Annotated in this window: 16 protein-coding genes, 1 rRNA gene and 1 riboswitch; of the genes, 14 read left to right on the forward strand and 3 right to left on the reverse strand. The window is 37.3% G+C overall.

The window, feature by feature from the left end:
- Positions 1-254 precede the first annotated feature (254 nt).
- The 11 genes from guaA (C9J36_RS16095) to C9J36_RS16145 all read left to right on the forward strand — a co-directional run bounded on the left by guaA (C9J36_RS16095) (position 255) and on the right by C9J36_RS16145 (position 18,711).
- A complete protein-coding gene (guaA, locus tag C9J36_RS16095) occupies positions 255-1,559 on the forward strand; it encodes a glutamine-hydrolyzing GMP synthase (protein WP_107943746.1) in 1,305 nt (434 codons plus the stop codon).
- A 131-nt stretch (positions 1,560-1,690) separates the two neighbouring features.
- Positions 1,691-1,906 (forward strand): WYL domain-containing protein, encoded by a 216-nt coding sequence (locus tag C9J36_RS16100; RefSeq protein ID WP_235616099.1) that lies wholly within the window; start codon positions 1,691-1,693, stop codon positions 1,904-1,906.
- Positions 1,907-2,299: 393 nt separating this feature from the next.
- Positions 2,300-3,853, forward strand: coding sequence for a glutamine-hydrolyzing GMP synthase (guaA, locus tag C9J36_RS16105; RefSeq protein ID WP_107943763.1), 1,554 nt, complete (start codon positions 2,300-2,302; stop codon positions 3,851-3,853).
- Between the two features lie 742 nt (positions 3,854-4,595).
- A complete protein-coding gene (locus C9J36_RS16110; RefSeq protein WP_161956455.1) occupies positions 4,596-8,891 on the forward strand; it encodes a cadherin-like beta sandwich domain-containing protein in 4,296 nt (1,431 codons plus the stop codon).
- Positions 8,892-9,631: 740 nt separating this feature from the next.
- Positions 9,632-10,324, forward strand: a complete 693-nt coding sequence (locus tag C9J36_RS16115; RefSeq protein ID WP_107943749.1) for a response regulator transcription factor — start codon at positions 9,632-9,634, stop codon at positions 10,322-10,324.
- A 242-nt stretch (positions 10,325-10,566) separates the two neighbouring features.
- Positions 10,567-11,628, forward strand: a complete 1,062-nt coding sequence (locus tag C9J36_RS16120; RefSeq protein WP_107943750.1) for a siderophore ABC transporter substrate-binding protein — start codon at positions 10,567-10,569, stop codon at positions 11,626-11,628.
- A gap of 19 nt (positions 11,629-11,647) precedes the next feature.
- Positions 11,648-12,667 carry an ABC transporter permease gene (locus tag C9J36_RS16125; protein WP_066165829.1) on the forward strand — a complete coding sequence of 340 codons (1,020 nt, stop codon included), beginning with the start codon at positions 11,648-11,650 and terminating at the stop codon, positions 12,665-12,667.
- Positions 12,664-13,728 (forward strand): iron chelate uptake ABC transporter family permease subunit, encoded by a 1,065-nt coding sequence (locus C9J36_RS16130; protein WP_107943751.1) that lies wholly within the window; start codon positions 12,664-12,666, stop codon positions 13,726-13,728. The genes C9J36_RS16125 and C9J36_RS16130 overlap by 4 nt, the downstream gene beginning before the upstream one ends.
- Positions 13,725-14,477, forward strand: coding sequence for an iron ABC transporter ATP-binding protein (locus C9J36_RS16135; RefSeq protein WP_066165835.1), 753 nt, complete (start codon positions 13,725-13,727; stop codon positions 14,475-14,477). Before C9J36_RS16130 ends, C9J36_RS16135 begins: the two co-directional genes overlap by 4 nt.
- A 471-nt stretch (positions 14,478-14,948) precedes the next feature.
- A complete protein-coding gene (locus C9J36_RS16140) occupies positions 14,949-15,485 on the forward strand; it encodes a DUF420 domain-containing protein (protein WP_107943752.1) in 537 nt (178 codons plus the stop codon).
- A gap of 157 nt (positions 15,486-15,642) precedes the next feature.
- Positions 15,643-18,711 carry a hybrid sensor histidine kinase/response regulator gene (locus C9J36_RS16145; RefSeq protein ID WP_161956456.1) on the forward strand — a complete coding sequence of 1,023 codons (3,069 nt, stop codon included), beginning with the start codon at positions 15,643-15,645 and terminating at the stop codon, positions 18,709-18,711.
- A gap of 85 nt (positions 18,712-18,796) precedes the next feature.
- Here the strand turns inward: C9J36_RS16145 and C9J36_RS16150 are convergent, their stop codons facing one another.
- The 3 genes from C9J36_RS16150 to C9J36_RS16160 all read right to left on the reverse strand — a co-directional run bounded on the left by C9J36_RS16150 (position 18,797) and on the right by C9J36_RS16160 (position 22,213).
- A complete protein-coding gene (locus C9J36_RS16150) occupies positions 18,797-20,053 on the reverse strand; it encodes an MFS transporter (protein WP_107943754.1) in 1,257 nt (418 codons plus the stop codon).
- A gap of 23 nt (positions 20,054-20,076) precedes the next feature.
- Positions 20,077-20,727, reverse strand: a complete 651-nt coding sequence (locus tag C9J36_RS16155; RefSeq protein WP_107943755.1) for an ArsR/SmtB family transcription factor — start codon at positions 20,725-20,727, stop codon at positions 20,077-20,079.
- A gap of 331 nt (positions 20,728-21,058) precedes the next feature.
- The gene (locus C9J36_RS16160; RefSeq protein ID WP_107943756.1) at positions 21,059-22,213 is read right to left on the reverse strand and encodes a pyridoxal-phosphate-dependent aminotransferase family protein; all 1,155 of its coding nucleotides are present in this window, start codon (positions 22,211-22,213) and stop codon (positions 21,059-21,061) included.
- Between the two features lie 305 nt (positions 22,214-22,518).
- Positions 22,519-22,619: riboswitch (purine riboswitch) on the forward strand.
- A 113-nt stretch (positions 22,620-22,732) separates the two neighbouring features.
- Here C9J36_RS16160 and C9J36_RS16165 point away from each other — a divergent pair.
- From C9J36_RS16165 to C9J36_RS16175, 3 genes are all read left to right on the forward strand, one after another.
- The gene (locus C9J36_RS16165) at positions 22,733-24,064 is read left to right on the forward strand and encodes an NCS2 family permease (RefSeq protein WP_107943757.1); all 1,332 of its coding nucleotides are present in this window, start codon (positions 22,733-22,735) and stop codon (positions 24,062-24,064) included.
- A 120-nt stretch (positions 24,065-24,184) separates the two neighbouring features.
- Positions 24,185-24,478 (forward strand): DUF5316 family protein, encoded by a 294-nt coding sequence (locus tag C9J36_RS16170; RefSeq protein WP_107943758.1) that lies wholly within the window; start codon positions 24,185-24,187, stop codon positions 24,476-24,478.
- 529 nt (positions 24,479-25,007) lie between these two features.
- Positions 25,008-25,210 (forward strand): 16S ribosomal RNA (locus C9J36_RS16175); the annotation flags it as partial.

Raw genomic sequence — 25,210 nt, forward strand, 5'->3', positions numbered from 1 at the left:
AGTTCGTAAGGAACACTTCAAACAGCTTTCTGGAAAGTTGTACAGCAGCTACTTTTCAGAAAGCCTTAAAAAGAGTAGAATAAAGTGATACTTCAACCAGCAGAGGGTTTTATCTTGTTTGCTGGTTGTTACAATTTACTAATCAAGCTTTGACAGGTAGTAAACTTGAAAATTAGCGTCCTGTACCTAGCTTTCGAAAAAGATTACTGCCTGTTCATGCGGGGTAAATAGCATTAATAGGAGGTTGTGTCGGGATGAAGCAAGACAATATTTTAGTATTAGATTTAGGAAGCAGTGAAAACACAACGATTGCTCGTTGGATTCGTGATTTAGGTGTGTATAGTGAAATCCATCCACATGATATTACCGCTCAAAATATTCAAGATTTAAAAACGGTTAAAGGAATTATTTTAAATGGCGGTGAAAATAATATCGTTGATGGCGAAGCAATCGACGTATTAGATGAAATTTATAATTTAGACATTCCTGTTATTAGCGTAGACCACCCATCAACTAAAGCATCCAAAACATTAACTAAATGGCCGAACGAGGAAGAAACGAAAGCTTTTTTAAAGGAATTCGTTTTTGATACATGTAAAGCTGAGGCTAACTGGAATATGAAAAATTTCATTGAGGACCAAGTCGCTTTAATTCGTCAGCAGGTTGGCGATAAAAAGGTGCTTTTAGCCCTGTCAGGCGGTGTGGATTCATCTGTTGTAGCAGCATTACTTATTAAAGCAATTGGGAAACAATTAGTTTGCGTGCACGTAAACCATGGTTTAATGCGTAAAAATGAATCTGAGGGCGTTATCGCTATGTTTGAAAAGGACCTTGAAGAAAACCTTGTTTATGTAGATGCAAGCGAGCGTTTTTTAGGAAAATTGAAAGGTGTAAGTGAACCGGAGGAAAAACGTAAAATTATCGGTAATGAATTTATTCGCGTCTTTGAAGAGGAAGCACGCAAGCTTGAAGGAATTGACTTCCTCGCACAAGGGACAATCTACCCAGATATCGTAGAATCAGGTACAAAAACGCATAAAGTTGTAAAATCGCATCATAATGTAGGTGGACTTCCAGAGGATTTACAATTTGAATTAGTGGAGCCATTATTCCAATTATTTAAGGATGAAGTGCGTGCATGTGGCGTTGAGCTTGGACTTCCTCATGATATGGTGTATCGCCAGCCATTCCCAGGACCGGGGCTTGGCGTGCGCGTGTTAGGTGAAATTGAACCTGAGCGCCTTGAAGCAGTACGTGAATCAGATGCCATTTTACGTGAAGAATTTGCGCTTGCAGGATTGGACCAAAAAGTATGGCAATACTTCACAGTCGTACCAAACTTTAAATCTGTTGGTGTGCGCAACAATGAGCGCACATACGAATATCCAGTCATTATTCGCGCAGTTAATACAGTAGATGCAATGACAGCAACTATTGAACAAATTGACTGGCCAATCCTATTAAAAATTACAGACCGTATCATTAATGAAGTAAAGCATGTCAATCGCGTATGCTACGACCTGTCTCCAAAGCCAGGCGGCACGATTGAGTGGGAGTAATTATAGGAGAGCTGTAAACCCTTTTGTGTCAAGGGTTTACAGCTCTTTTTTGTTTTTATTGCACTATTTTTATCTTTCGTCCTGATAATAAAATTAAAATAGAAATTCATTGTCAGGAGAGAGGTCTCAATATGCTAAAGAATCATCTTTGGGATAGTGTAACGATTTCTCCTATAAACGATAATATGTATCTCTTTGAAGCTTATGTGAATGAAAAGGATTTGAATTTTATTTCCTCTTTATTAAGTAAAATGGGTAAACATATTAAAGTAGTCTCACCAAAACCTTTAATACAGAGATTAATTAATGAGTTAGAGGAAATTTCAGCAATGTATCAGAATAGCTAGAATTTCTAATTTAAAGGTATATTCCTTTTTAAAAGCAGATATTATGTATTCCATTGGAAAATATCCCGGTTTTTATTTTGGGATAGTGAGGGGATAGGTGCATTCTTTATCTCAATTACCTTTTTCAATTGATTTAAAATGATTAACTTTTTAAAAGATTAAAAGCACTGTTCTTTTGTTTCGGTGGATTTTGGTTTTTTTGGAGAGTTTCCTTTAATAAAAAAAGAATATTTCATCAATTTTGCTAGCAGTTGATTTTCCTTTTATTAACGGTTAAAATTTAAAAAATAAAATGTGGTGTTACTACTTACTAGAAATGAACGCGTAGAAAGCATGACTTCCACGCGTTTTTCGTGATTGTAGACTGCATTAAATATACTAGAAGAGGTGAAAATTGTGGCAACTCCTTTAATAAAAGAGCAAGAAAAGATTGTCGTTCTCGATTTCGGAAGTCAGTTCAATCAATTAATTACGCGTCGTATTCGTGAATTCGGTGTTTTTTCAGAATTACATTCACATACAATTACAGCACAAGAAATTAAAGAAATGAACGCGATAGGAATCGTATTTTCAGGCGGTCCAAATTCTGTTTACGATGACGAAGCGTTCAAAGTAGATTCGGCTATTTTCGATTTAGGCTTACCGATTTTGGGTATTTGCTATGGTATGCAATTAATCGCACATACACAAGGTGGAAAAGTAGAAAGCGCGGAAACTCGTGAATACGGTAAAGCAGAAATTAATATCGTGCAGGAGGACAAATTGTTCGGAAATTTACCAAAGGAGCAAATCGTCTGGATGAGCCACGGTGACCACGTAACAGAAGTACCGGCAGGCTTCGAAATAACGGCTACAAGCTCGGCATGCCCAATAGCTGCTATGGCAAATGTAGAGCATCAGCTATATGCAGTTCAATTCCACCCAGAGGTACGTCACTCTGTTCATGGCAATGACTTATTGAAAAACTTCGTGTTTAATGTGTGTGGTGCGAAGGGCGACTGGTCGATGGCAAGCTTTATCGATATTGAAATTGCTAAAATTCGCGAGCAAGTAGGCGACAAACAAGTACTTTGTGCATTATCAGGTGGTGTAGACTCTTCAGTTGTAGCAGTATTAATCCATAAAGCAATTGGCAATCAATTAACATGTATGTTCGTAGACCACAACTTAAACCGCAAAGGTGAAGTAGAGCAAGTAATGAAAACTTTCACAGAAGACTTTGAGATGAAAGTAATTAAAATTGACGCTCGGGAGCGCTTTATGAGCAAGCTAAAGGGTGTATCAGACCCAGAGCAAAAGCGCAAAATCATCGGTAACGAATTCATTTATGTATTTGACGAGGAATCAGCAAAGCTAGATAACATGGACTTTTTAGCGCAAGGCACGCTTTATACAGATATCATTGAATCAGGCACAGCGACAGCACAAACAATTAAATCTCATCATAATGTAGGGGGATTGCCAGAGGATATGAAGTTTAAGCTAATTGAGCCCCTTAATACATTATTCAAAGATGAGGTACGTGCATTAGGATTGGAATTAGGTCTGCCGGAAGCAGTAGTATGGCGTCAACCATTCCCAGGCCCGGGCCTAGGTATCCGTGTACTAGGTGAAGTAACAGAGGAAAAATTAGAAATTGTACGTGAAGCAGACTATATTTTACGTGAAGAAATCAAAAATGCAGGCCTTGAGCGCGATATTTGGCAATACTTCGCGGTACTACCAGATATTCGTTCTGTAGGCGTAATGGGCGACGGTCGCACATACGACTACGCAATCGGCATTCGCGGTGTAACCTCTATCGACGGGATGACATCGGACTGGGCACGCATCCCATATGATGTATTGGAGAAAATTTCTGTACGTATTGTCAATGAAGTAAAGCATGTTAACCGCGTGCTGTATGATATTACAAGTAAGCCACCTGCGACGATTGAGTGGGAATAGAATTTATTGATAGTACAGCATTTATAAAGCTTCTTTTCAAAATAAATATGAACGTGCAACTCGTGGCGTATCTTTTTTCTCCTTTCGAATCGTTATTTTCTAATAACTTTTTGGAAGGAGCTTTTTTGGATGGTTCGATTAATCGAGTTAATTGATGATTTTAAATTAGAACAATAAATGCTCAAAGAACGAAAAATGTATCATTGTTACATTCAATGATGACGAAGCGAGTAGAATCCTTTGTGATATAAAAGAAGAAGGGGCTGTCTAAAAAGCCGTGCATAGCCGGCGTTTTGGACAGTAGCAATGATGGTTGACAAAATGTTGACTCATATAAATAGAGAACGCCTCTTTTAAAAATGGGATGAACATTGGCTCTAGCGGTGTTACCTTTCCGTAAAAGTGGCGTGATGAAAATCTTTATTTCAATGCGCTGTCAAAGCAAAATGGACTTTTCGGACAACCTCTGATTTTAATTTTGTTGTTTGAAACAGGTGTACGGGTATAAGAATTGTGTATTATAGGGAATCAAATGAGAGCTCTTAATTGAGATTGTCGTTGTTTGGTGTATATGAAAGATAGTCACATGAATGATTTTTAAACCGTATAGAAGAAGATTTCTCTAAAGTTTTTTGTTTTTTTTTTAACCTAATTTTAACCTTGCATTGTTATGCTCAAATGTATTATTGCTTTAAACAATTTCCTCGTGTACAGAACGGGGGAGAAACGGCGAGGTGGAAATATGAAAATTATTAATAGAATATTAGTGTTTTTTTTATTCTTTATGTTGCTTGAGCCTACACTTTTATCTGTACAATCAAGCGCAGAAAATTCAATTGAGCTAGAGCCAGTAGCTAATAAAATGATTGATGATACGAGTGTTTATCCAGGAGGGTATTTCGATGGACAAAATTTACTCATCGTCGGATATCAAAAAATAGAAGGAACGGTTTTTGGCTATTCAGAATCAATGTTGAAATTTGATGTGAGCAGTATTGACCCAGCAAGAATCATTCAATCGGCAACGTTAGAGTTTTTTGTTAAGTCGGTTTTTAGAACTCCGAGCGAGTGGCTGGATATGCAGCCACATCTTAATTTGTATGGATCAGAGGACGACGGGTGGCAAGAGGATGGGATTCGGGTAAACCTATCTAAAGATTACCCAATTGTAGAGGATCGAGAAATTGTAAACGGTTCTTCTACCTATTCATTTGATGTGAAAAACTTCATCGTTTCACAAGTTGACGATGGAATGGCAACATTTGTTTTGAATGGTAGGGAAATTCCGGATGATTTATTAGATTTATCTGAAACAAATGTTGAAAGTGCGTTTACGGTTTTCGCAAGAAGTACAGATAAACCTCCCCGTTTACTCATTGAATATGCACCAAATTCTGCTCCGATTGTAGAGACAGGTAATGCGGCTCAAATTGGGGTTAACTCTGCGATGATAAGCGCGGAAGTTGCATCAAGCGGTGGAGAAGTGATGACAGAACGAGGAATTGAGTATCGTAAGTCTGGAACGTCTGATTATACGAAAGTAGTAGCAGAGACGGCAGAAGCAGGGAACTATACGGTTGAGTTAACAGGGCTTTCACCGAGCACGAGCTATGAAGTAAGAGCGTATGCAACGAATACAATTGGAACATCGTATGGAAGTGTCATGACCTTTACAACACAAGATATTACAGCAATAATAAGCGCCGATCAAAGTTTAACAGAAGAAAATTTAGATGGGAGAAGATTGACGGTTACGCTCTCAGGTACGACGTTTAAAAGTCCACTGATTGCAAGTGATTTTACATTACAAAATGCACCTAAAGGTTTGACAATCAGTCAAGTGGAGAGGACAAATGATACTGAAGCAATTGTGACGTTATCATTTGATGGCACCGATTTTGATAGCAATCATTCTCTAGACTTAATAGTAGCTGGAACGGTATTGACAAGCGAAGCAGCTCTATTAGTTACTCCACCATTGCCAGTGATAGCAACGAATGATTCCGAATGGATTACTTTATCCGAGTCAGATGAAATTTGGGAGGGAGAAGAAGATGGTAAAAAGATTATTGTCATGTTAAAGGGTGGCACATTTGTCGAAACGTTAAATCCAGTGAATTGGACGGTGAATAATCTCCCATCCGGAGTAAGTAAGGGCGCTGTAGCAAGAATAGATTCAAAAACAGTGCATATTACATTAGGAGGAAATACAACTGTGTCTTATGCTGGTGATATTACGAATGTGGTAGTAAGTCTAAAAGCGGAAGAGTATGATGATTCAACGGGTGGCGGAGTTCTAAGTGCAAGTGGGATTGTGTTGCGGGCGGGACAAGCACCGATTGTTTCGACAGGGAACGTAACCGATATAACAACGAACTCGGCTGAGGTAGCTGGAGAAGTGACGGCGGATGGAAGGCAACCTATTACAGAACGGGGAATTGAGTATCGTAAAAGTGGGGCAAGTAGCTATAAAAAAGTGAGCGATTCATTAGCAGATATAGGTAGTTACAATGTAGAGTTAAATAGTCTTGAAGCAAATACAACCTATGAATATCGCGCTTATGCGACAAATGCAAAAGAAACGTCGTATGGGAGTGTCATGACCTTTACAACACAAGATATTACAGCAATAATAAGCGCCGATCAAAGTTTAACAGAAGAAAATTTAGATGGGAGAAGATTGACGGTTACACTTTCAGGCACAACGTTTAAAAGTCCACTGATTGCAAGTGATTTTACATTACAAAATGCACCTAAAGGTTTGACAATCAGCCAAGTGGAGAGGACAAATGATACTGAAGCAATTGTGACGTTATCATTTGACGGCACCGATTTTGATAGCAATCATTCTCTAGACTTAATAGTAGCTGGAACGGTATTGACAAGCGATGTGAATGTAACAGTTACTCCTCCACTGTCAATTATAGCGTCGAACGATTCCGAATCGATTTCATTATCTCAGTTAGATGATATTTGGGAGGCAGAAGAAGATGGTAAAAAGATTATCGTCATGTTAAAGGGTGGCACATTTGTCGAAACGTTAAACCCAGTGAATTGGACGGTGAGTAATCTCCCATCCGGAGTAAGTAAGGGCGCTGTAGCAAGAATAGATTCAAAAACAGTGCATATTACGTTAAATGGCAATGCCATTGCACCTTATGTTGGAGATATCACGAATGTAACAGTTAGTCTAACGACAGCTGAATATGATGATTCTACAGATGGCGCTGCCTTAAGTGCAAATAGTGACATTGTATTAAAAGCTCACCAAGCTCCGACCGTCTCGACTGGGACAGCTACAGAAATAACGGCTACATTTGTGATGCTTGCAGGCGAGGTAACGTCGGTGGGGACGAAGCCTGTCACCGAGCAAGGAATTGAGTATCGTAAGAGTGGAAGTACAGACAATTATATGAGGCTAGTAGCACAAACAGTTAGCAACGGAATTTTCGCTGTTGAGGTAACAGGTCTTGAGCCAAATACATCATATGAATATCGAGCATATGCGAAAAATGATAAGGGAATAACGTATGACGTGTTAGCGCAGTTTTCAACGACGGCTTTATCCCGAAATGCTGACTTACAAAATATCGTTTTAAGTACTGGTAGTATGAATGAACGGTTCTCATCAAATGATTTGCGTTATACAGCAAATGTAGGCAACCATGTGCGTGAAGTTCAGATTACAGCAACAACGGCTGACTTATTTGCAACAATGGAAATAGATAGTCAACAGGTGTTAAGTGGTCGTCCTTCTCAATTGATTCCGCTAGCTGTAGGAAATAATGAGATTGACATTGAAGTAACCGCAGAAGACGGGACAAAGAAAACTTATCTAGTTACGGTGTACAGAATGCCAATTACTAACGGTGGAGGAGGCGGTTGGATTCCATCGTCCAATGCAAATTTAGCAGATTTAGCAGTGTATAGCGGTGAAGATAATATTCTTAAGGGATTTTCACCAGATAAAATGGCGTATCAAATAGAGACAGAAGCGGATGCGATTGACATCACTTTTGAAACGACCCATCATGGCGCAAGCATCTTCGTCAATGGCGAGAAAGTGGAAGGAAGGATGCAAATCGATTTAAAAGATGGCGAAAATAAGATTGAAATTGTTGTTCGTGCAGAAGATGGCAAGGAAAAAATATATACGGTTACGGTGTATAGAAAGCATGGTGGGGGAGGCGATTTGATTCCATCGTCCAATGCGAATTTAGCAAATTTGGTAGTGTATAAAGGTGAAAACAATATTCTTAAGGGATTTTCAGCAGATGAAACGGTGTATCAAATAGAAACAGAAGCGGATTCGATTGACATCACTTTTGAAACGACCCATCATGGCGCGAGCATTTTCGTCAATGGCGAGAAAGTGGAAGGAAGGATACAGATTGATTTAGCAGATGGCGAAAATACGATTGAAATTGTTGTTCATGCAGAAGATGGCAAGGAAAAAGTATATACATTAATGATTAAACGATTAAAAGTAGCACCATTTTCAGATATTAATGGGCATTGGGCAGAAGAATATATCAAAGAGGCTTATCGTAATGGATGGTTTAAAGGCTATCCGAATGGGGATTTCGGTCCTGACAATCATGTCACTCGAATGCAGGCGGCGAGCTTGATTGTTCGAGTTCTCAGGTTGACAGAACGTTCAACAGTTTCGTTTACTGATATTCATGGTATCGAACTTGAAACGCTGGAAGAATTAGAGAGAGCATACGCAAATGGTGTTATCCACGGTTTTTCAGACGAGACGTTTAAGCCAAACGCAGATGTAACACGTGCACAACTCGCATTAATGATTTATCGCTCATACGAAAAAATGACTGGTATGGCTTATGAGCCAAAGCAACAAGCAAATTTTCCTGATATTGCATTATATGATGAAGAAACACAAAAAGCAATTGCAATGCTTGTAGAACTCGGTATTGCTGAAGGTTCAGGGGGAATGTTTCTTCCGAAGAATCAGGCAACTCGTGCTCACGCAGCAAAAATGTTAGTGAATTATAAAAAGATACTTACATCACTTTAAAAATGTAATAATTATGTTACTAGAGTCTTGATTTTTACTTGCCAAAAGAATCTTGCATGATTGACCTTAAATGCATAGTGTCGGTAAAGTTCTTTATATGGCCCTATAATAATGGTGTTAGTGAAGAAAATTCACTAGCACCATTACTGCGTTTTAAAATAGAAAGTAAGTGAGTTTTTAATTATCGAGATGAACAATTTATAGATTGTACACTCATTCTTTATAATAATTATCCGACAGCAATTGTAAATATCGAATTGTATGGGATTATGAAAGTTTATATTCTATTCTCGTACACGAATTATTCCACCGTTTTCAATACATTAAAGGCGAAACACGGTCTGTGAATTACATATCCGTTATCAAAAGAAAATATGGAGTAACTTGGTTCAATAGAGTATTTTGCATCGAAATCGTAATAATAGATACAGATGAATCGAACTTTCAATAGTTAAATGAACACATCGGACTTTTTCAATACCCACCTGCTAACCCTTTACACAAGATTTTCATAGATGCTAAAATTATACGTACTAATACCGCCACATCCTATGATAACGATTGAGTGACCAATATTATGTTGGCCAAGCTCTGGCGGATATCACAGATTTTAAAGGGGAATTTTCGAGTAAACTCGAAAAAATCTGGACGCAATTACGCTGAGGTATAATTGATGATTTATAAATCTGATATTCTTTTGAGATAAATTATTTTAGGTAGTGAAGTAGAGGTGACTGTAGATGAAGCGGGTGTTGGTAATCAAGAACGGGCGGTCTTTAGCAAAAAAAATCGTAAGTGGTTTAACACAAGAAGGTTATTTCGCCGTAACACTTCATAATGAAAATGAAGGTTTAAATATAGTATATGAGCAGGATTGGGATATTATCGTATTGGATTGGGATTCGTTAAGTATATCTGGACCAGAAATTTGTAGACAAATAAGGGTGGTTAAAACGACACCAATAATTATTGTGACTGATAAGATATCTAGTAAGGACTGCATAGCAGGATTAAAAGCAGGGGCAGATGATTATATAAGAAAACCATTTGCCAAAGAAGAATTAGTGGCAAGAATAAAAGTTATATTAAGACGAGAGGATTGTATTCGGGCAAACGTGACCAATCTCTTTCAGTTTAAAGACCTTTTGGTTGATGAATCTCATAGCATTGTAACAAAAGGTGGTGAGAATCTTCCCCTTACTAAGCGCGAGTACGACTTACTTTTATTTTTAATCAAAAATAAAAATAAAATATTGAGTCGTGAAATGCTGTTAGATCAGGTTTGGGGATATGATGTAGCAGTCAATCAAAATGTAGTAGATTTATATATTGGGTATTTAAGAAAAAAGCTAAAGTGTGAGAAGAAAGACCGCTATATACAAACAATCCATGGCAGAGGCTATTCTATGATTGAAAAGTACGATAAAGGGTAGTTTACAATATTAAATAGATTTGAAAAACACGAGTATCAATGGCTTTAGCCAATGATACTCGTGTTTTATTATTTTGAGAAAATGTATCATTTTTAGTCATTCACAAGATTTTCACATAATTAATGATTATACTAATCCACAGAACGTTCAATTGAAAATGATTATCAATACCAATTACAATTAAACATAATCTATTGACTATATCATTTTCGCAATAAATTACAGGATGAAGGAGTATATGTATGAAGAAATCTATGTTTTCAAAATTAATGATTATGGTGGCAGTTTTAACATTAATGTTAGCTGCTTGCTCAACTTCGAACAATGAAGAAAGTAATCAAAGTAATGAAACGAACCAAAGCAGTGAAAGTAACCAAGGGTCAGAGTCTACTAATGAGAGTGAAGAAGTTGCTGAGCCTACGACGGTTGAAATCACTGATGTTCATGGAACGGTTACTGTTCCTATAAATCCAAAGAATGTAATTGCTTTAGATAATAGAACTTTTGAAACTTTATCAGATTGGAATATTGAATTAGTTGCTGTGCCAAAGGATGTAATGCCTGCGGATTCACCATATGTAAAAGATGAATCGATTCAAAATATTGGGAATCACCGTGAGCCAAATCTTGAAATTATTGCTGCTGCAAACCCTGAGCTTGTCATCGTTGGTCAACGATTTGCTGGCTATTATGAAGATATCAAAAAATTAGTGCCAAACGCTGCTGTTATTGACCTTAATTTTGATGTTTCTGAGGAAGCAGCTACACCTGGTGCAAATTTAGTAAATGGGCTGAAAGATGCTACAATCGCATTAGGACAAATTTTCGATAAAAATGAAGAAGCGAAACAATTAGTAGCTGATTTTGATAAAGCGATTGAAGATGCTAAATCTGCCTATAATGGAACAGATAAAGTAATGAGTGTGATTGTTTCTGGTGGTAATATTGGTTTCGCAGCTCCACATTCTGGACGTGTTTGGGGACCAATGTACGAAATCTTTGGATGGGCTCCAGCATTAGAGGTTGACAAATCTACTTCAGATCACCAAGGCGATGAAGTTTCTGTTGAGGCTATTGCACAAAGCAATCCGGATTGGATTTTCGTATTAGACCGTGATGCGGCAGTATCTGCTGAAAGTGGTTCTGTTCCTGCCAAGGACGTTATTGATAATTCACCTGCACTTCAAAATGTAACAGCTATTTCTAAAGGGCAAATTATTTATGCGCCAAATGACACTTATACAAATGAATCACTTCAAACGTATTTAGAGTTATTTGAAAACCTTGCAAACACTTTGAAATAGTGTAAAGGAGTATAACATAGTGCCGAAAAACATAATTGCCGGGGTTGAGAGTAATTCTCAGCCCCAGCTTTATAACCACAATAAAATATGGACAAAACCTTTTATACTAACGGTCATAGTTGTTATTATTTTAGGGATTATCTCACTGTTTACCGGAGTTTATGATATACGTGGACAAGAGGATGGAATGGAGATGTTTTTCATTACTCGCGTTCCGAGAACGGCGGCATTAATGCTTACGGGAGCCGCCATGGCAATGGCAGGGCTCGTTATGCAGCTCATTACACAGAACCGTTTAGTTGAACCTACTACAACAGGAACGATTGAATGGGCAGGTTTAGGGCTTCTTTTTGTATACTTGTTATTCCCCGCACCAACATTACTTTTAAGAATGACTGGTGCTATCATTTTTTCCTTTATAGGAACGATGATTTTCTTTTTATTTTTAAGAAGAGTTAAGCTGCGCTCGTCTTTAATTGTCCCAATCATTGGGCTGATGCTAGGCGCAGTTATTTCCGCTGTATCTACTTTCATCGGGCTTCTTTTTCAAGCGACGCAAAATATTGAAACATGGTTTGTCGGTTCTTTTGCGGCAGTCCAAGTTGGAAGATATGAATATTTATGGCTTATTGTCATTGTGACATTGCTTATTTTTATTTATGCTAATCGCTTAACTTTAGCTGGGCTAGGGGAAGATGTTGCGACAAGTCTTGGCGTGAATTACAATCGGATTGTTCTTTTGGGTACGGGTCTTATTTCTTTTGCAGTTGGTATTGTTGCCGCTGTTATTGGGAATTTACCTTTTTTAGGTTTAATTGTGCCGAATATTGTTTCAATGTTTAGAGGAGACGACCTGAGAAGTAATTTGCCTTGGGTATGTGTGATTGGGATGGGGACGATCACTGTTTGTGATATTATTTCTCGAACAATTATCAAGCCTTTCGAAGTACCTGTTTCTTTAATACTTGGAACGGTTGGGGCAGTCGTATTTATTGCTATTTTATTAAGGCAAAGAAAACCAAGGAGGCTAGAAAGATGAACGCGTTAGGTTATAGAAATAAAGAAAATGTTGAAATCGAATCTAGCCTACCTATTGAAAAAAGGTCAGCTCGAGCTTTTCGCTCTAAAAAAGAAGAAAAGCGCTATTGGATTTTGCTTATTACATTGATTGCTTTAGGCATTCTCGCCTCGTATGGGCTTTTAGTTTATAACAATCCTGTTCCAATAGATTCACCGTCCTTTATCCCTGTTGTTATGAGAAGGATTGTGGCGCTTGTGGCAATGATTATTGCGGCAGTTTGTCAGAGTTTATCCACTGTTGCTTTCCAATCGATTACTAATAATCGAATTATCACTCCTTCACTTTTAGGTTTTGAATCGCTTTATTCAACAATTCAGACGAGTACTATATTTTTCTTTGGTGCGAGTGCATTAATAAATTTTAGTGGTGTTGGGTCATTTTTCTTTCAAGTAATAGTGATGGTCTTGATGAGTTTAATTCTTTATGGATGGTTACTTTCTGGAAAGTACGGAAATTTACAACTTATGCTCTTAGTTGGAATTATTATTGGAACAGGGCTGAGTTCTATCTCAACTTTTATGAGAAGACTGTTAGCACCTTCTGAGTTTGATATTTTACAGGCAAGATTATTTGGTTCTGTTAATAATGCAGATGCTGAATATTTCCCAATCGTAATTCCAATGGTCATAATTGTAGCATTATTACTTCTTGCTAATTCTAAGAAGCTAAATGTACTGTCACTTGGGAGGGATGTATCAACTTCATTTGGCGTAAAGCATCAATCGAGTATCATTTATACGCTTATATTAGTTTCGATTTTGATGTCAATTTCAACGGCTTTGATTGGACCACTTACTTTCTATGGATTTTTAGTAGCAACTTTGAGTTATCAAGCAGCGCCAACTTACGACCATCGATATATTTTCCCAATGGCTCTTGCTATCGGATTTTTAGTAATAACGAGTGCATACTTTTTAATGTATCATGTATTCAATGCGCAAGGTGTAGTTTCAGTTATTATTGAACTATTAGGTGGAATTATATTTTTAACTGTTATTTTAAGGAAGAGGGCTCTATGATAAAAATTGATAATGCGAGAAAATTATATACGGATAAAGTAAAAATAGGACCTTTGAATATTGAAATACCGAAAGCGGGTCTGACGTCATTGATTGGCCCAAATGGCGCGGGAAAGTCTACAACACTTTTAATGATTGGCAGACTTTTAAATATGGATGAAGGGCAAATTATGGTAGCGAATATGGATGTTTCTGCATCAAAATCAAAGGACTTAGCAAAGGTTTTAACGATTTTGCGACAAGAAAATCATTTTGTAACGCGACTTACTGTTAGACAACTAGCTGGATTTGGACGTTTTCCTTATTCAAAGGGGAGATTAACGAAAGAGGATGAGGCGATTATTTCTAAATATATTGATTTTTTAGATTTGACTGATTTGGAAAATCGGTATTTAGATGAGCTTTCGGGTGGGCAAAGACAGAGGGCATATGTCGCAATGGTTTTGTGTCAGGAGACGGAATATGTGCTTTTGGACGAGCCTCTAAACAATCTGGACGTGGCTCGTTCTGTTCAAATGATGGAGCATTTAAGACATGCTGCTATTGAATTCGGAAGAACAATTGTAACTGTAATGCATGATATAAACTTTGCAGCTAAATATTCTGACCGAATTTGTGCGATGAAAGATGGACAAATTGCCACTTTTGGAACGGTAGAAGAGGTAATGAATGCGGAAGTTTTGACCGATATTTTCGAAACGAAAATCGAGATTATCGAAGGTCCATATGGGCCGATAGCTATTTATTAGTAATAAAGTGAACCTTCAATCAGTGGGGGGACTTATCCCCACTGATTGGTGATAGAGGTACACAAGCAAGGATCTTCGCATCCTGCAAAAATGCTTGTGTGACCAACATCGTGTTGGCCTCATTCTTAGTTTTTACAGGCTGTTTGATCCCCCACTTCAACATCTTGATTTTACTTGCTGTTTTGAAGTGGGGATCTTACAGCCTGCTCCTGCGGTTACTCGTCGCAAACAAATTTGTTAATACGGGATAAAATTGTTTACCGTAGCTCATATAGATTCTAGCGGAAGTTGCTATCTGGATTTTACAGATGGCAGCTTTTTTACTGTTATTACATGGCTTTTTGAACGCTCTACTTCTAAGTTTCGCCACTAAATCGTGACAAATAATTCATTTCTTTTAGTTTAGATGTAGTATAATTTATTGTAATGATGCTAAAAAATTGGTTAGGCTATTTTAGGAGTTGAAAACAGATGAATAATGTAAAACAACGAAATTATAATCCGCTGATTTGGGTTTTATCTATTGTTGTAATAGGGGTTATTTTTGGGACATACTTTTTGCCAAAAAGTACGGACGGTACAATTTTGGGCATGCAATTAACGGTATTGCCGATGCTAAATGCGTTTTTGAATAGCTTTACATTTCTCTTTTTACTGATTGCTTTAATTATGATTAAAAAGAAAAATATTCAATTGCATCGAACATTTATTGTTGCTGCATTTGTCTCTACATTTCTATTTTGTATTTCGTATTTAACGTATCATGCGATGGCTGAATCGACTAGCTATGGTGGAGACGGTATATTGATGTATATTTATTATTTTGTGCTACTTACACATATCGTTCTTGCAGCATTGATTGTACCACTAGCCTTAGTTACGCTAGGCAGAGGTTTGAATATGCAAAAAGAAAAGCACCGAAAAATTGCGCGCTGGACGATGCCGCTTTGGTTGTATGTTAGTTTTACAGGTGTGTTAGTATATATAATGATATCACCATATTATTAATGAAAAGAACCGATGTTCATGAAAGTTTATTAATAAAAATCCATTTTGATGAATTTTTTCAAAATGGGTTTTTTGTATTTTCATATGAGGTTAATATATTTATGAGAGAAGTGGTCGGTAAGTAAGGGAATAAGTACATGAAGTGAGGATGAGCTATTTGTTAGTTAGGTATAAACGATATGTATTAGTATGTATAGCAGCCTTATTTTCAATTATGTTGATAGCTAGCTGTAGGGTTGCTGCGTCGGGGCTATTTGATTTCAGTGACCAGCTCCAAACGAAAGATTTTTATACAAATTTAGATGGTGAATGGCACTTTTTTGAAGAAAAATTATTAACGCCAGACGAAGTGAAATCGCAACGGGGGGAAGTCGTTACACTCCCAAGTTCATTTCAAACCCATATGGGAAATACCAATTCATTTGGGACATATAGTACAACAATTAAAATTCCTGAAAAATATGTGGGGCAAGCGTTAGCCATTTATATACCTTATCAATACAGTGCGTACACCTTTTTTGTAGACCAAGATGAAATCTCTAGAAATGGTGTAGTTGGGCAAGACGCATCTTCACATGCTTCGGAAATGTCACCGAGCATAGGCTATTTTTTTGCACAATCAGATGAGGTATTGCTCACGATTCAAGTATCTAGCTTTGAGCATATTCGTGGTGGACTTGAAAACTCGATTTATTTTGGGGAAGCATCAACTGTCTCGCGGAAGTTTAATATAAATACAATCGCCACTCTTTTTATTAACGGCAGTATTTTTATCATTGGTTTGTTTATGGTTCTTTTTTCTTTACATCGTAGACAAGAGCGGGCATTTTTTATATTTGGGATGTTTTCTATGCTTATTTCTGCGCGCGCTTTATTCGCAGTTCCGTTTTACTATACACTGATTTTTTCAGAAATGTCTTGGTTATGGGGGACTAGATTAGAATACATATTGACAGAGGCAAGTTCGCTATTCTATGTCATTTTATTATGGCATTGGCATAAAGAGGAGTTTTCAAAAAGGGTGCTTTACGTGCTAGCTATTGTACATACAGCGCTTATTGTTACAACTTTATTTACACAACCGGTATTTTTCCAAGCGCTCTTTTTCCAAGTCTTTTATTTAGCTGTTCCTACCTTTTTCTATTTAATTTATGTAATTTATAAGAGCATTCGTAATCAAAATAGAAATGCAAAAATCAATTTAATTGGAATGGGCATTATCTTTTTAGCCTTTTTTAATGATTTTGCAATCGGGAAAAATTGGTATCAATCATGGGAATTAATGCTGCCGGCTGTTGGTGTTTATGTATTGCTCAATGTCATCCTTATGAGCAAAGATTTTGCAGAGAGGACGCAGAAAACGGAGCAACAAAACAAGCAATTATTAGCATTAAATGCTTCGAATGAGGAGCTTGCTATTCAACTTCAAAAAGAGATTAAGCGAAAGGACGAATTTCTTGCGAATACATCGCATGAGCTTCGAAATCCATTACACGGAATCATTAATATTACACAGTCTATTTTACGAAATAAATCAAGACAGCTAGATGCTAAAATGCAGGACGATTTGGCTCTTCAACTAACAATTGGGCACCATATGTCAAGGACAATAGAAGATTTATTGGATATTACTCGTCTGAAGGAGCATCGAATTCAACTCCAATTAGAGAATATAGATATTAAAGCAATTTCCATAGGTGTTATCGATATGCTTAAAGTGCTTATCGAAAATAAAAACATTGAAATGGAAGTGAATATTTTAAATGACTTTCCTCATATAATTGCAGATAAAAATCGCTTGATTCAGATTTTATTTAATCTTCTTCATAATGCCGTTAAATACACAGAGGAAGGTACAATTACTATTACTGCCGATACGAAGGATGGAATGGCCCATATTTATATTGCAGATACGGGCATTGGAATGGATGAACAAACACTCCAAGTTATTTTTGAACCATATGAACAAGGGGATTCTAGTATTACCGCTATTGGGGGTGGACTCGGTCTTGGGTTAAGCATTTGCAGGCAATTAGTGGAGCTACATAGTGGGTCATTGCGAGCGAGCTCTGTTTTAGGCAAGGGCTCAGTCTTTGCATTTACATTACCGTTAGCGGGAGGCTCAATTGAAAAGCCGATAGCAACGGCTTTACTTATAGATAAAGATGAGTCTTCTTTAAACGAAATTGCGAGTGCAGTGATTGAAACAGCTACTAAAAGTACATTATCGTCATATAGACCAAAAATTTTAGCAATTGACGATGACCCAGTGAATCTAAGGGTGTTAACAAATATTCTTTCAGAGGATGCATATGAGGTAGAAACTGTTACTAGCGGAAAAGAAGCGTTGAGAAGGCTTGAAGGGAATGACTGGGATTTAATTATTTCAGATGTAATGATGCCGAATATGTCTGGATATGAATTAACTCGTTTGATTCGTGAAAAATTTTCCATGGCTGAGCTTCCAATATTGCTTTTAACCGCTCGTGGACTTACGGAAGATATTTATACTGGATTTTTAGCAGGGGCAAATGATTATGTTGTCAAACCAGTTGATGCTATAGAGTTAAATGCGCGGGTGCATGCGCTAACTAATTTAAAAGTATCTATTAATGAGCGATTAAGAATGGAAGCGGCATGGTTGCAGGCTCAAATACGCCCACATTTTTTATTAAATACACTGAATGCAATTGTTACATTAAGCGAAACAGATATGTCGAGAATGATTCAGCTTCTCGATAAATTCACAATTTATTTGCAAAGTAGCTTCTATTTGAAAAATGTAGATAAACTTGTCTCTCTTGAATCTGAGCTTGAATTGATTGAATCCTATTTATATATTGAAAAGGAGCGGTTTAGAAACAAGTTATATGTAATATGGGAAATAGATGAAGTCGAAAATGTAATGATTCCACCTTTGTCAATTCAAACGTTAGTAGAGAATGCGGTCAACCATGGCATATTAAAGCGAATCGACGGAGGAACAATCATTATACGAATTCGCAAAAATGACAGCTATACGGAAATTTCTGTTATCGATAATGGTGTAGGGATGGATGAGGAACAGGTTAAGCAAATTTTCACGATTCAATCTGACCAAAAAAGAGGGATAGGGCTTGTTAATACTGAGCAACGTTTGAAGCAGTCTTACGGCAAAGGTTTAGAGCTTAAAAGTGCAGTGAATGTGGGGACTACGGTTACTTTTACTGTACCAAATCATATTTGATGTAACTTCACCGAAAGCGCCTCAAAAGCAGTGCATTGCCTGCTTTTGAGGCGCTTTCCTTAAATGAAAAGAGAGCGCTATAGCCTCATGTTTTGCGATACCATATGATAACAGGTATAAGTAATAATGATAAAATGCCACCGATTAAGGATAGGGTAGTAAAGCTAGAGTTCGCAACAATGATTCCTGAAAGTGCCCCACCCGACGCCCCTGCTAGTGCAATGAAAACATCGATTGTACCTTGTACTTTAGCGCGGGAGGAGGGTTCTGTGGAATCAACAATCTGGGCTGTTCCACTAATTAATCCGAAATTCCAGCCTAAACCTAATAATGAAAGGGCGACTATTAAAATAAACATCGAATCACTTGGTGCATAAGCAGCTAATAGACCTGCAAGTAATAATGTAATACCAGATGCAATACTCATAGCTGTTCTACCAACTTTATCTACTAGAACGCCTGTTACAAGTGAAGGGAGATACATTGCACCAATATGAAAGCCGATAACGATTCCTACTGCACCTAAGCTATGACCATGATGCTGCATATGAACAGGTGTCATTGTCATAATAGCGACCATGACAATTTGAGTAAGAATCATAACAACTGCACCAATAATAATTCCTTTTTTATTGCTGGAAGTAATAGCAGGGGCTATTCCATCAGATTGCTGCTGTTGATGAGCTTCAATTGCTTTTGCTAAGAGTAGGGGGTCTGGGCGAAGCATAATAAAAAGTATGCAGCCCGCCATAATATACGCAACAGCGGATAATATAAATGGCCCAGCTAATGAGGGAATATTAAAGAGCTGTGCGAATTTTCCCATAACTTCAACTAGATTTGGTCCTGCAACAGCACCAAATGTCGTCATAACCATCGTAGTACTTATTGCTTTAGCACGTTGCTTTTTATCTGCTAAGTCAGTTCCTGCATAACGAGCCTGCAAATTTGTCGCGGTTCCCGCGCCATATATGAAAAGCGATAAGAATAATAAAAAAACACTATTAATTAAAGTAGCTATAATAACGCCAATTGCTCCAAGTCCTCCAGCAATAAAGCCTGAAGTAAGACCTACACGCCGCCCATATCGCTGAGAAAGCCTTCCAACTATAAAAGCTGCACCTGCAGAGCCTAATGTAAAAAGGGCAGAGGGTAATCCAGCAAATGCGTCAGTTCCCAGCATTTGTTGGGCTAGCAGGGCACCTACAGTGACACCAGCAGCAAGACCTGCTCCACCAAAAATTTGTGATAAACTCACAACCATTAAAACTTTTTTGTACATCCTTTTTAATTTTTCAGGAGACTCTACATATTCCTTAATTAAATGATTTGTAGTATCCATGTAGGTTAACACCATCTTTCCGGCTAGTTAATTGCATTCATCCAATCTTGTACACTTTCTTGTAAGCGCATAGCATGGATTCCATTTGAATTTAAAATTTCTACAGCTTTAGCTGACATTAAACAATAAGGACCTCTACAGTAAGCAACGATTTCACAGTTTACTGGTAGAGACGAAAGATGTTCTTCGAGTTCTTCAATTGGGATTGAGATTGCGCCAGGAATATGCGCAGCTTCATATTCTTCCTTAGGACGTACATCTAAAAGAAGAACTTGACCAGATTCCATTTTCTCTTTTAATTCGGATAAAGAAATACCTTCTAAGCCTATTGTATTATTCAGGAACTCCTCTTTAATTTGTCTTACTTCTACATATTGCCTTTCAGATAATTGGAATAAAGAATCTAAAAAATGGGATATTTCTATACTAGCTAACTCGTATATCACATAATTGCCATCCTTCTTGAATTTTACTAATCTAGCTCCATATAGAACTTGTAAATGCTGCGAAACATTTGCAATAGACATTCCAGTTGTTTTTGATAAAGCTTCAACAGATTTTGGTCCTTGCTGCAAAAGGTCAAGAATTTCTAATCGTTTAGGACTAGAAACACATTTCCCGATTCTTGCAAACTCTTGATACAAGATATTTTTTAATTGTCGTTCATCAACCATTTAATCTTCCACCTCAACTATTCAATTAATTTATTGAATAGTTGAATTGTACTCTTACTCAAATCAAAATGCAAGTTGTTAATTTGATTGATAGCGAGAAATACAGCAACGAGGAAGGCAAGTTTCCCCGTTGAACTTAAATCTATATGCTTATCATATGAAGCAATCGAGAGCAGAAGTTGAAGTGTTGATTCTAGGGATGTGAATCTTGTACGGGGCTGCTTAAATTTTATAAGTTTGCAAGCCAAAACGAAGCAATATTATGTAGTTCATATTATCTTCAATTTCCTAACAAATAAAGGAGGAGCTAATAAAGCGCCTCCTTCATTTATTATTTTGCATTTTCTAAAAATACTTTTTGTGCGGCAAGTACGCCTGCGCCTGGTGTAAAGTCATATTTAAAGTCTTGTAGAGCAGCTTCGATTAATGAAACGGCTTGTAGCACATCACTAGGGAAGCAATAGCCCATGTGACCAAAACGGAAAATTTCGCCTTGTAACGGGCCCAACCCACCTGCAAAGTCAAGATGATACGTTGATTTCAAATGTGCTACAAGGTCACCTAATGCGATACCTTGAGGTGCTTTAATTGCTGTAATTGTTGGCGAAGCATAGCTGTCCTCTGTTAATAGCTCGATATTTAATGACATCATTGCAGCACGCACCATTTTTTTCATCACATGATGGCGTTTGGCAGTTTGTTCAATTCCACCTTCCTCTGCAATGAGCTTACATGCCTCGTTTAAGCCATATAATAGCGTAATAGCAGGCGTGTTCGGCGTCATATCTTTTTCAGCCCAGTTTTTATAGCTAAGTAAGTTTAAATAATAGGACTGTGTCTGGTTAGCCTCGATAACTTGCCATGCTCGCTTACTTACAGCTACTAATGATAAGCCGGGAGGTAACATCATCGCCTTTTGGGAGCCTGTTACTAAAATATCAATACCCCATTCATCCATTTTCACTGTCACGCCACCAATACAGCTTACTCCATCTACAATAACTAACGCATCTGTTTCTTCGCGTACAACTTTTGTTAATTCTTCAATTGGATTTAAAACCCCTGTAGATGTTTCGTTGTATGTTATAAAAACAGCCTTGACTTTCGGTATATGCTGTAAAAAGTCACGCAGCTCCTGGGCGTTACATGCTTCGCCCCAAGTTTTCTCTAGCTTATGTACTTGGAATTTATGCTGCTCACAAATAGAAACAAAATAATCACCGAATGCACCAACTGTTATGACAACAACATTTTCACCAGCTGAAACAGTATTCACAGCAGCAGCTTCAAGTGCCGCAGTACCACCAGATGGTAAAAATAATATTTCTTCTTTAGTGCCGAATACAGGCTTTACTAAGTTAACAGTTTCACGATAAAGTGCAACAAATTCTGGTGTTCGGTGACTAATAATGCTCTTGTTCATCGCCAACTCTACACGCTTTGGAATTGGTGTAGGGCCAGGGTGACGTAAAATATTTTCATACATAGCTTGCCATCTCCTTTAAAAAGCTGAATTTTCCAACTATATATTATAATAAGAAATATTTAAGAAAATAGACAGTGTTTTGCTATAAGTGGTGTAGCATAGGGCTTTCCTTACTATATAGTATGCGGGAAAATGCAGATTAAATAGTAAGAAAATAAAAATGAAAAGGGATTGTTCATTATTAATGTTTGAAATAATTGGATTTGAAAATAAAAATAATGCGTTTTCACGAACTTTATAAAGATAAATTGGGAAAATGTTCGGAAATGAGTTGAAAAATGAAAAATGAGATGATATATTATTGAATGTAAATTAAATAACGTCGTCGTATAATAGCGGGAATAGGCTCGCGAGTTTCTACCAAATCACCGTAAATGATTTGACTACGATGTAAGTAGATTTGTATTGTAATATACATATACTTTATTCGTAGACATGTCATTTTTGTGGAAATGGCATGTCTCTTTAGTTGGTTTTATTTCCAAGGATTATAGACGATTAACGGAGGCGCAATTCACAATGAAAAAATATTTCGAGTTTGATAAACTTGGAACAAACTACCGTAGAGAGATTCTTGGTGGGTTTACAACATTCTTGGCGATGGCTTATATTCTAATTGTCAATCCATTAACATTAACGCTTGATGATGTTCCAAATTTACCAGAAGCACTTCGTATGGACTATGGGGCAGTATTCGTTGCTACAGCAGTTGCAGCAGCTATCGGTTCATTTATTATGGGGATTTTTGCAAGATATCCATTAGCATTGGCTCCGGGTCTTGGTTTAAATGCATTCTTCGCCTATACGGTAATTTTAACGAATGGTAGCCCATGGCAACATGCATTAGCTGCCGTATTTGTATCAGGTGTATTCTTCTTAATTTTAACATTAACAGGTTTGCGTGAAAAATTAATTAATGCTATTCCATTAGAGCTTAAATTAGCTGTTGGTGCAGGTATCGGTTTATTCATTGCATTCATAGGTTTAAAAAATGCTGGCATCGTAGTTGCTAATCCTGCAACATTTGTTGGGATTGGTAATTTAACAGACCCACAAGTTTTATTGGCGATTTTCGGTATTATCATTACGGTTGTTTTCTTGGTTCGTGGTATAAAAGCAGGTGTATTTTTAGGGATGGCCATCACTGCAATCGCAGGTATGATTTTTGGTTTAGTGGAGTTGCCATCAGGCATTCTAGCAGCACCTCCATCAATTGAGCCAACATTTGGAGCGTTATTCTCAGCGTTTGGTGATGCTGAATTTTACACATTATCAATGCTTTCAGTAATTTTAACATTCTTATTTGTAGATTTTTTTGATAACGCAGGTACATTAATGGCTGTAGCGAATCAAGCGGGCTTCGTAAAAGATAATAAATTGCCACGTGCTGGTAAAGCGTTAATTTCTGATTCAATTGCAACAATCATCGGTTCTATTTTCGGTACATCAACAATTACTTCATTCGTTGAATCTTCGTCTGGTGTTGCTGCGGGTGCTCGTACAGGCTTTGCTTCAATCGTAACAGGTGTACTATTCTTGTTATCTTTATTCTTTTTACCACTATTAAGTGTTGTCACTACTGCCGTAACAGCTCCTGCTTTAATTGTTGTAGGTGTTTTAATGGTTGCATCACTTGGTAAAATTGATTGGGAAAAATTCGAGGTGGCTGTACCAGCATTCTTTACGATGTTAATGATGCCTTTAACATTTTCTATCGCAACAGGTGTAGCGATTGGTTTCGTATTTTATCCATTAACAATGATTGTTAAAGGTCGAGCAAAAGATGTTCACCCATTAATGTATGTATTCGGTTTAATCTTCTTACTTTACCTTGCGACAGCGGCTCATTAATAATTAATACCTTAGCTACTCAGACGAATAATGCGTTTGGGTAGCTTTTTGCATCTAAAGGTGAAACTAAAATGTAGTTGTTTGCGTATAACATTAATAACAAAGAATGGAGGGATTAGGTTGAAAGGAAAGTACTTCTTTTACGGTGTTCTAATAGCTGTTGGTGCAGTAATTGTGGCACTTATTTCAGGAGGCACACAAAAGATAGTAGGGTTTGCTGGTGGGGTAGGATTAATTTTATTAATAATTAGTATGTTGTTATCAGGTGCATTTATTAGTGGCGATCGCATGCGAGCTAATCAAACAGCAGATACAAGGGAAAGAAGCAAGCAGCGTGATAATAGTATAGAAAATCTTTTAATCATGTCTTTCCCATCGTTAGTAATAGCTATTCTTTTTTATTGGCTGCTGTAGCTCGATTTATACAGAGGACTAATTTTGTATACAGCCAAATTAAAGTACGAAGGAATTTATGATAGATTTTGAAGATGCGTTTTCTAAATATATTAGAAATAATTGATGTAATCGTACCGAAGTCAAAGAATCAAACTGTACAGATTTGACAAGGGAAATTACTTTACTACGATTTATATAAATAGGAAGAAACTAAATATTTCTATCGGCATTAAAATCTGAATATTTTTTCTTTTAATAAATGGTTGCAATATAGAATGATATAGGTGTATATTAATAAACGTTGTTGCGAAACAAACGCATAACAAAAATAAAAAGTCGTTGACAAATAGATTTATTTGTTTTAATATATTAAGCAGTCGCTTAAAACGACACATGAACCTTGAAAACTGAACAAGCAAGACGTGAATGAATAAAGTTTCATTGAATAGATGAAACACAATTTTGGACATCGAATGAAGATGCCAGCAAATGTTTTAATGTATCGAAAGCGTAGCGACAGATACAAATTTGAGCTTACTCAAATTCTTTTATGGAGAGTTTGATCCTGGCTCAGGACGAACGCTGGCGGCGTGCCTAATACATGCAAGTCGAGCGAGTGTTATTTTGGTGCTTGCACCGAAGTAACGCTAGCGGCGGACGGGTGAGTAACACGTGGGCAACCTGCCCTGTAGATGGGGATAACTCCGGGAAACCGGGGCTAATACCGAATGATACTTTGAGACACATGTT

This window comes from Metasolibacillus fluoroglycofenilyticus (assembly GCF_003049645.1).
Classification (GTDB): domain Bacteria; phylum Bacillota; class Bacilli; order Bacillales_A; family Planococcaceae; genus Metasolibacillus; species Metasolibacillus fluoroglycofenilyticus.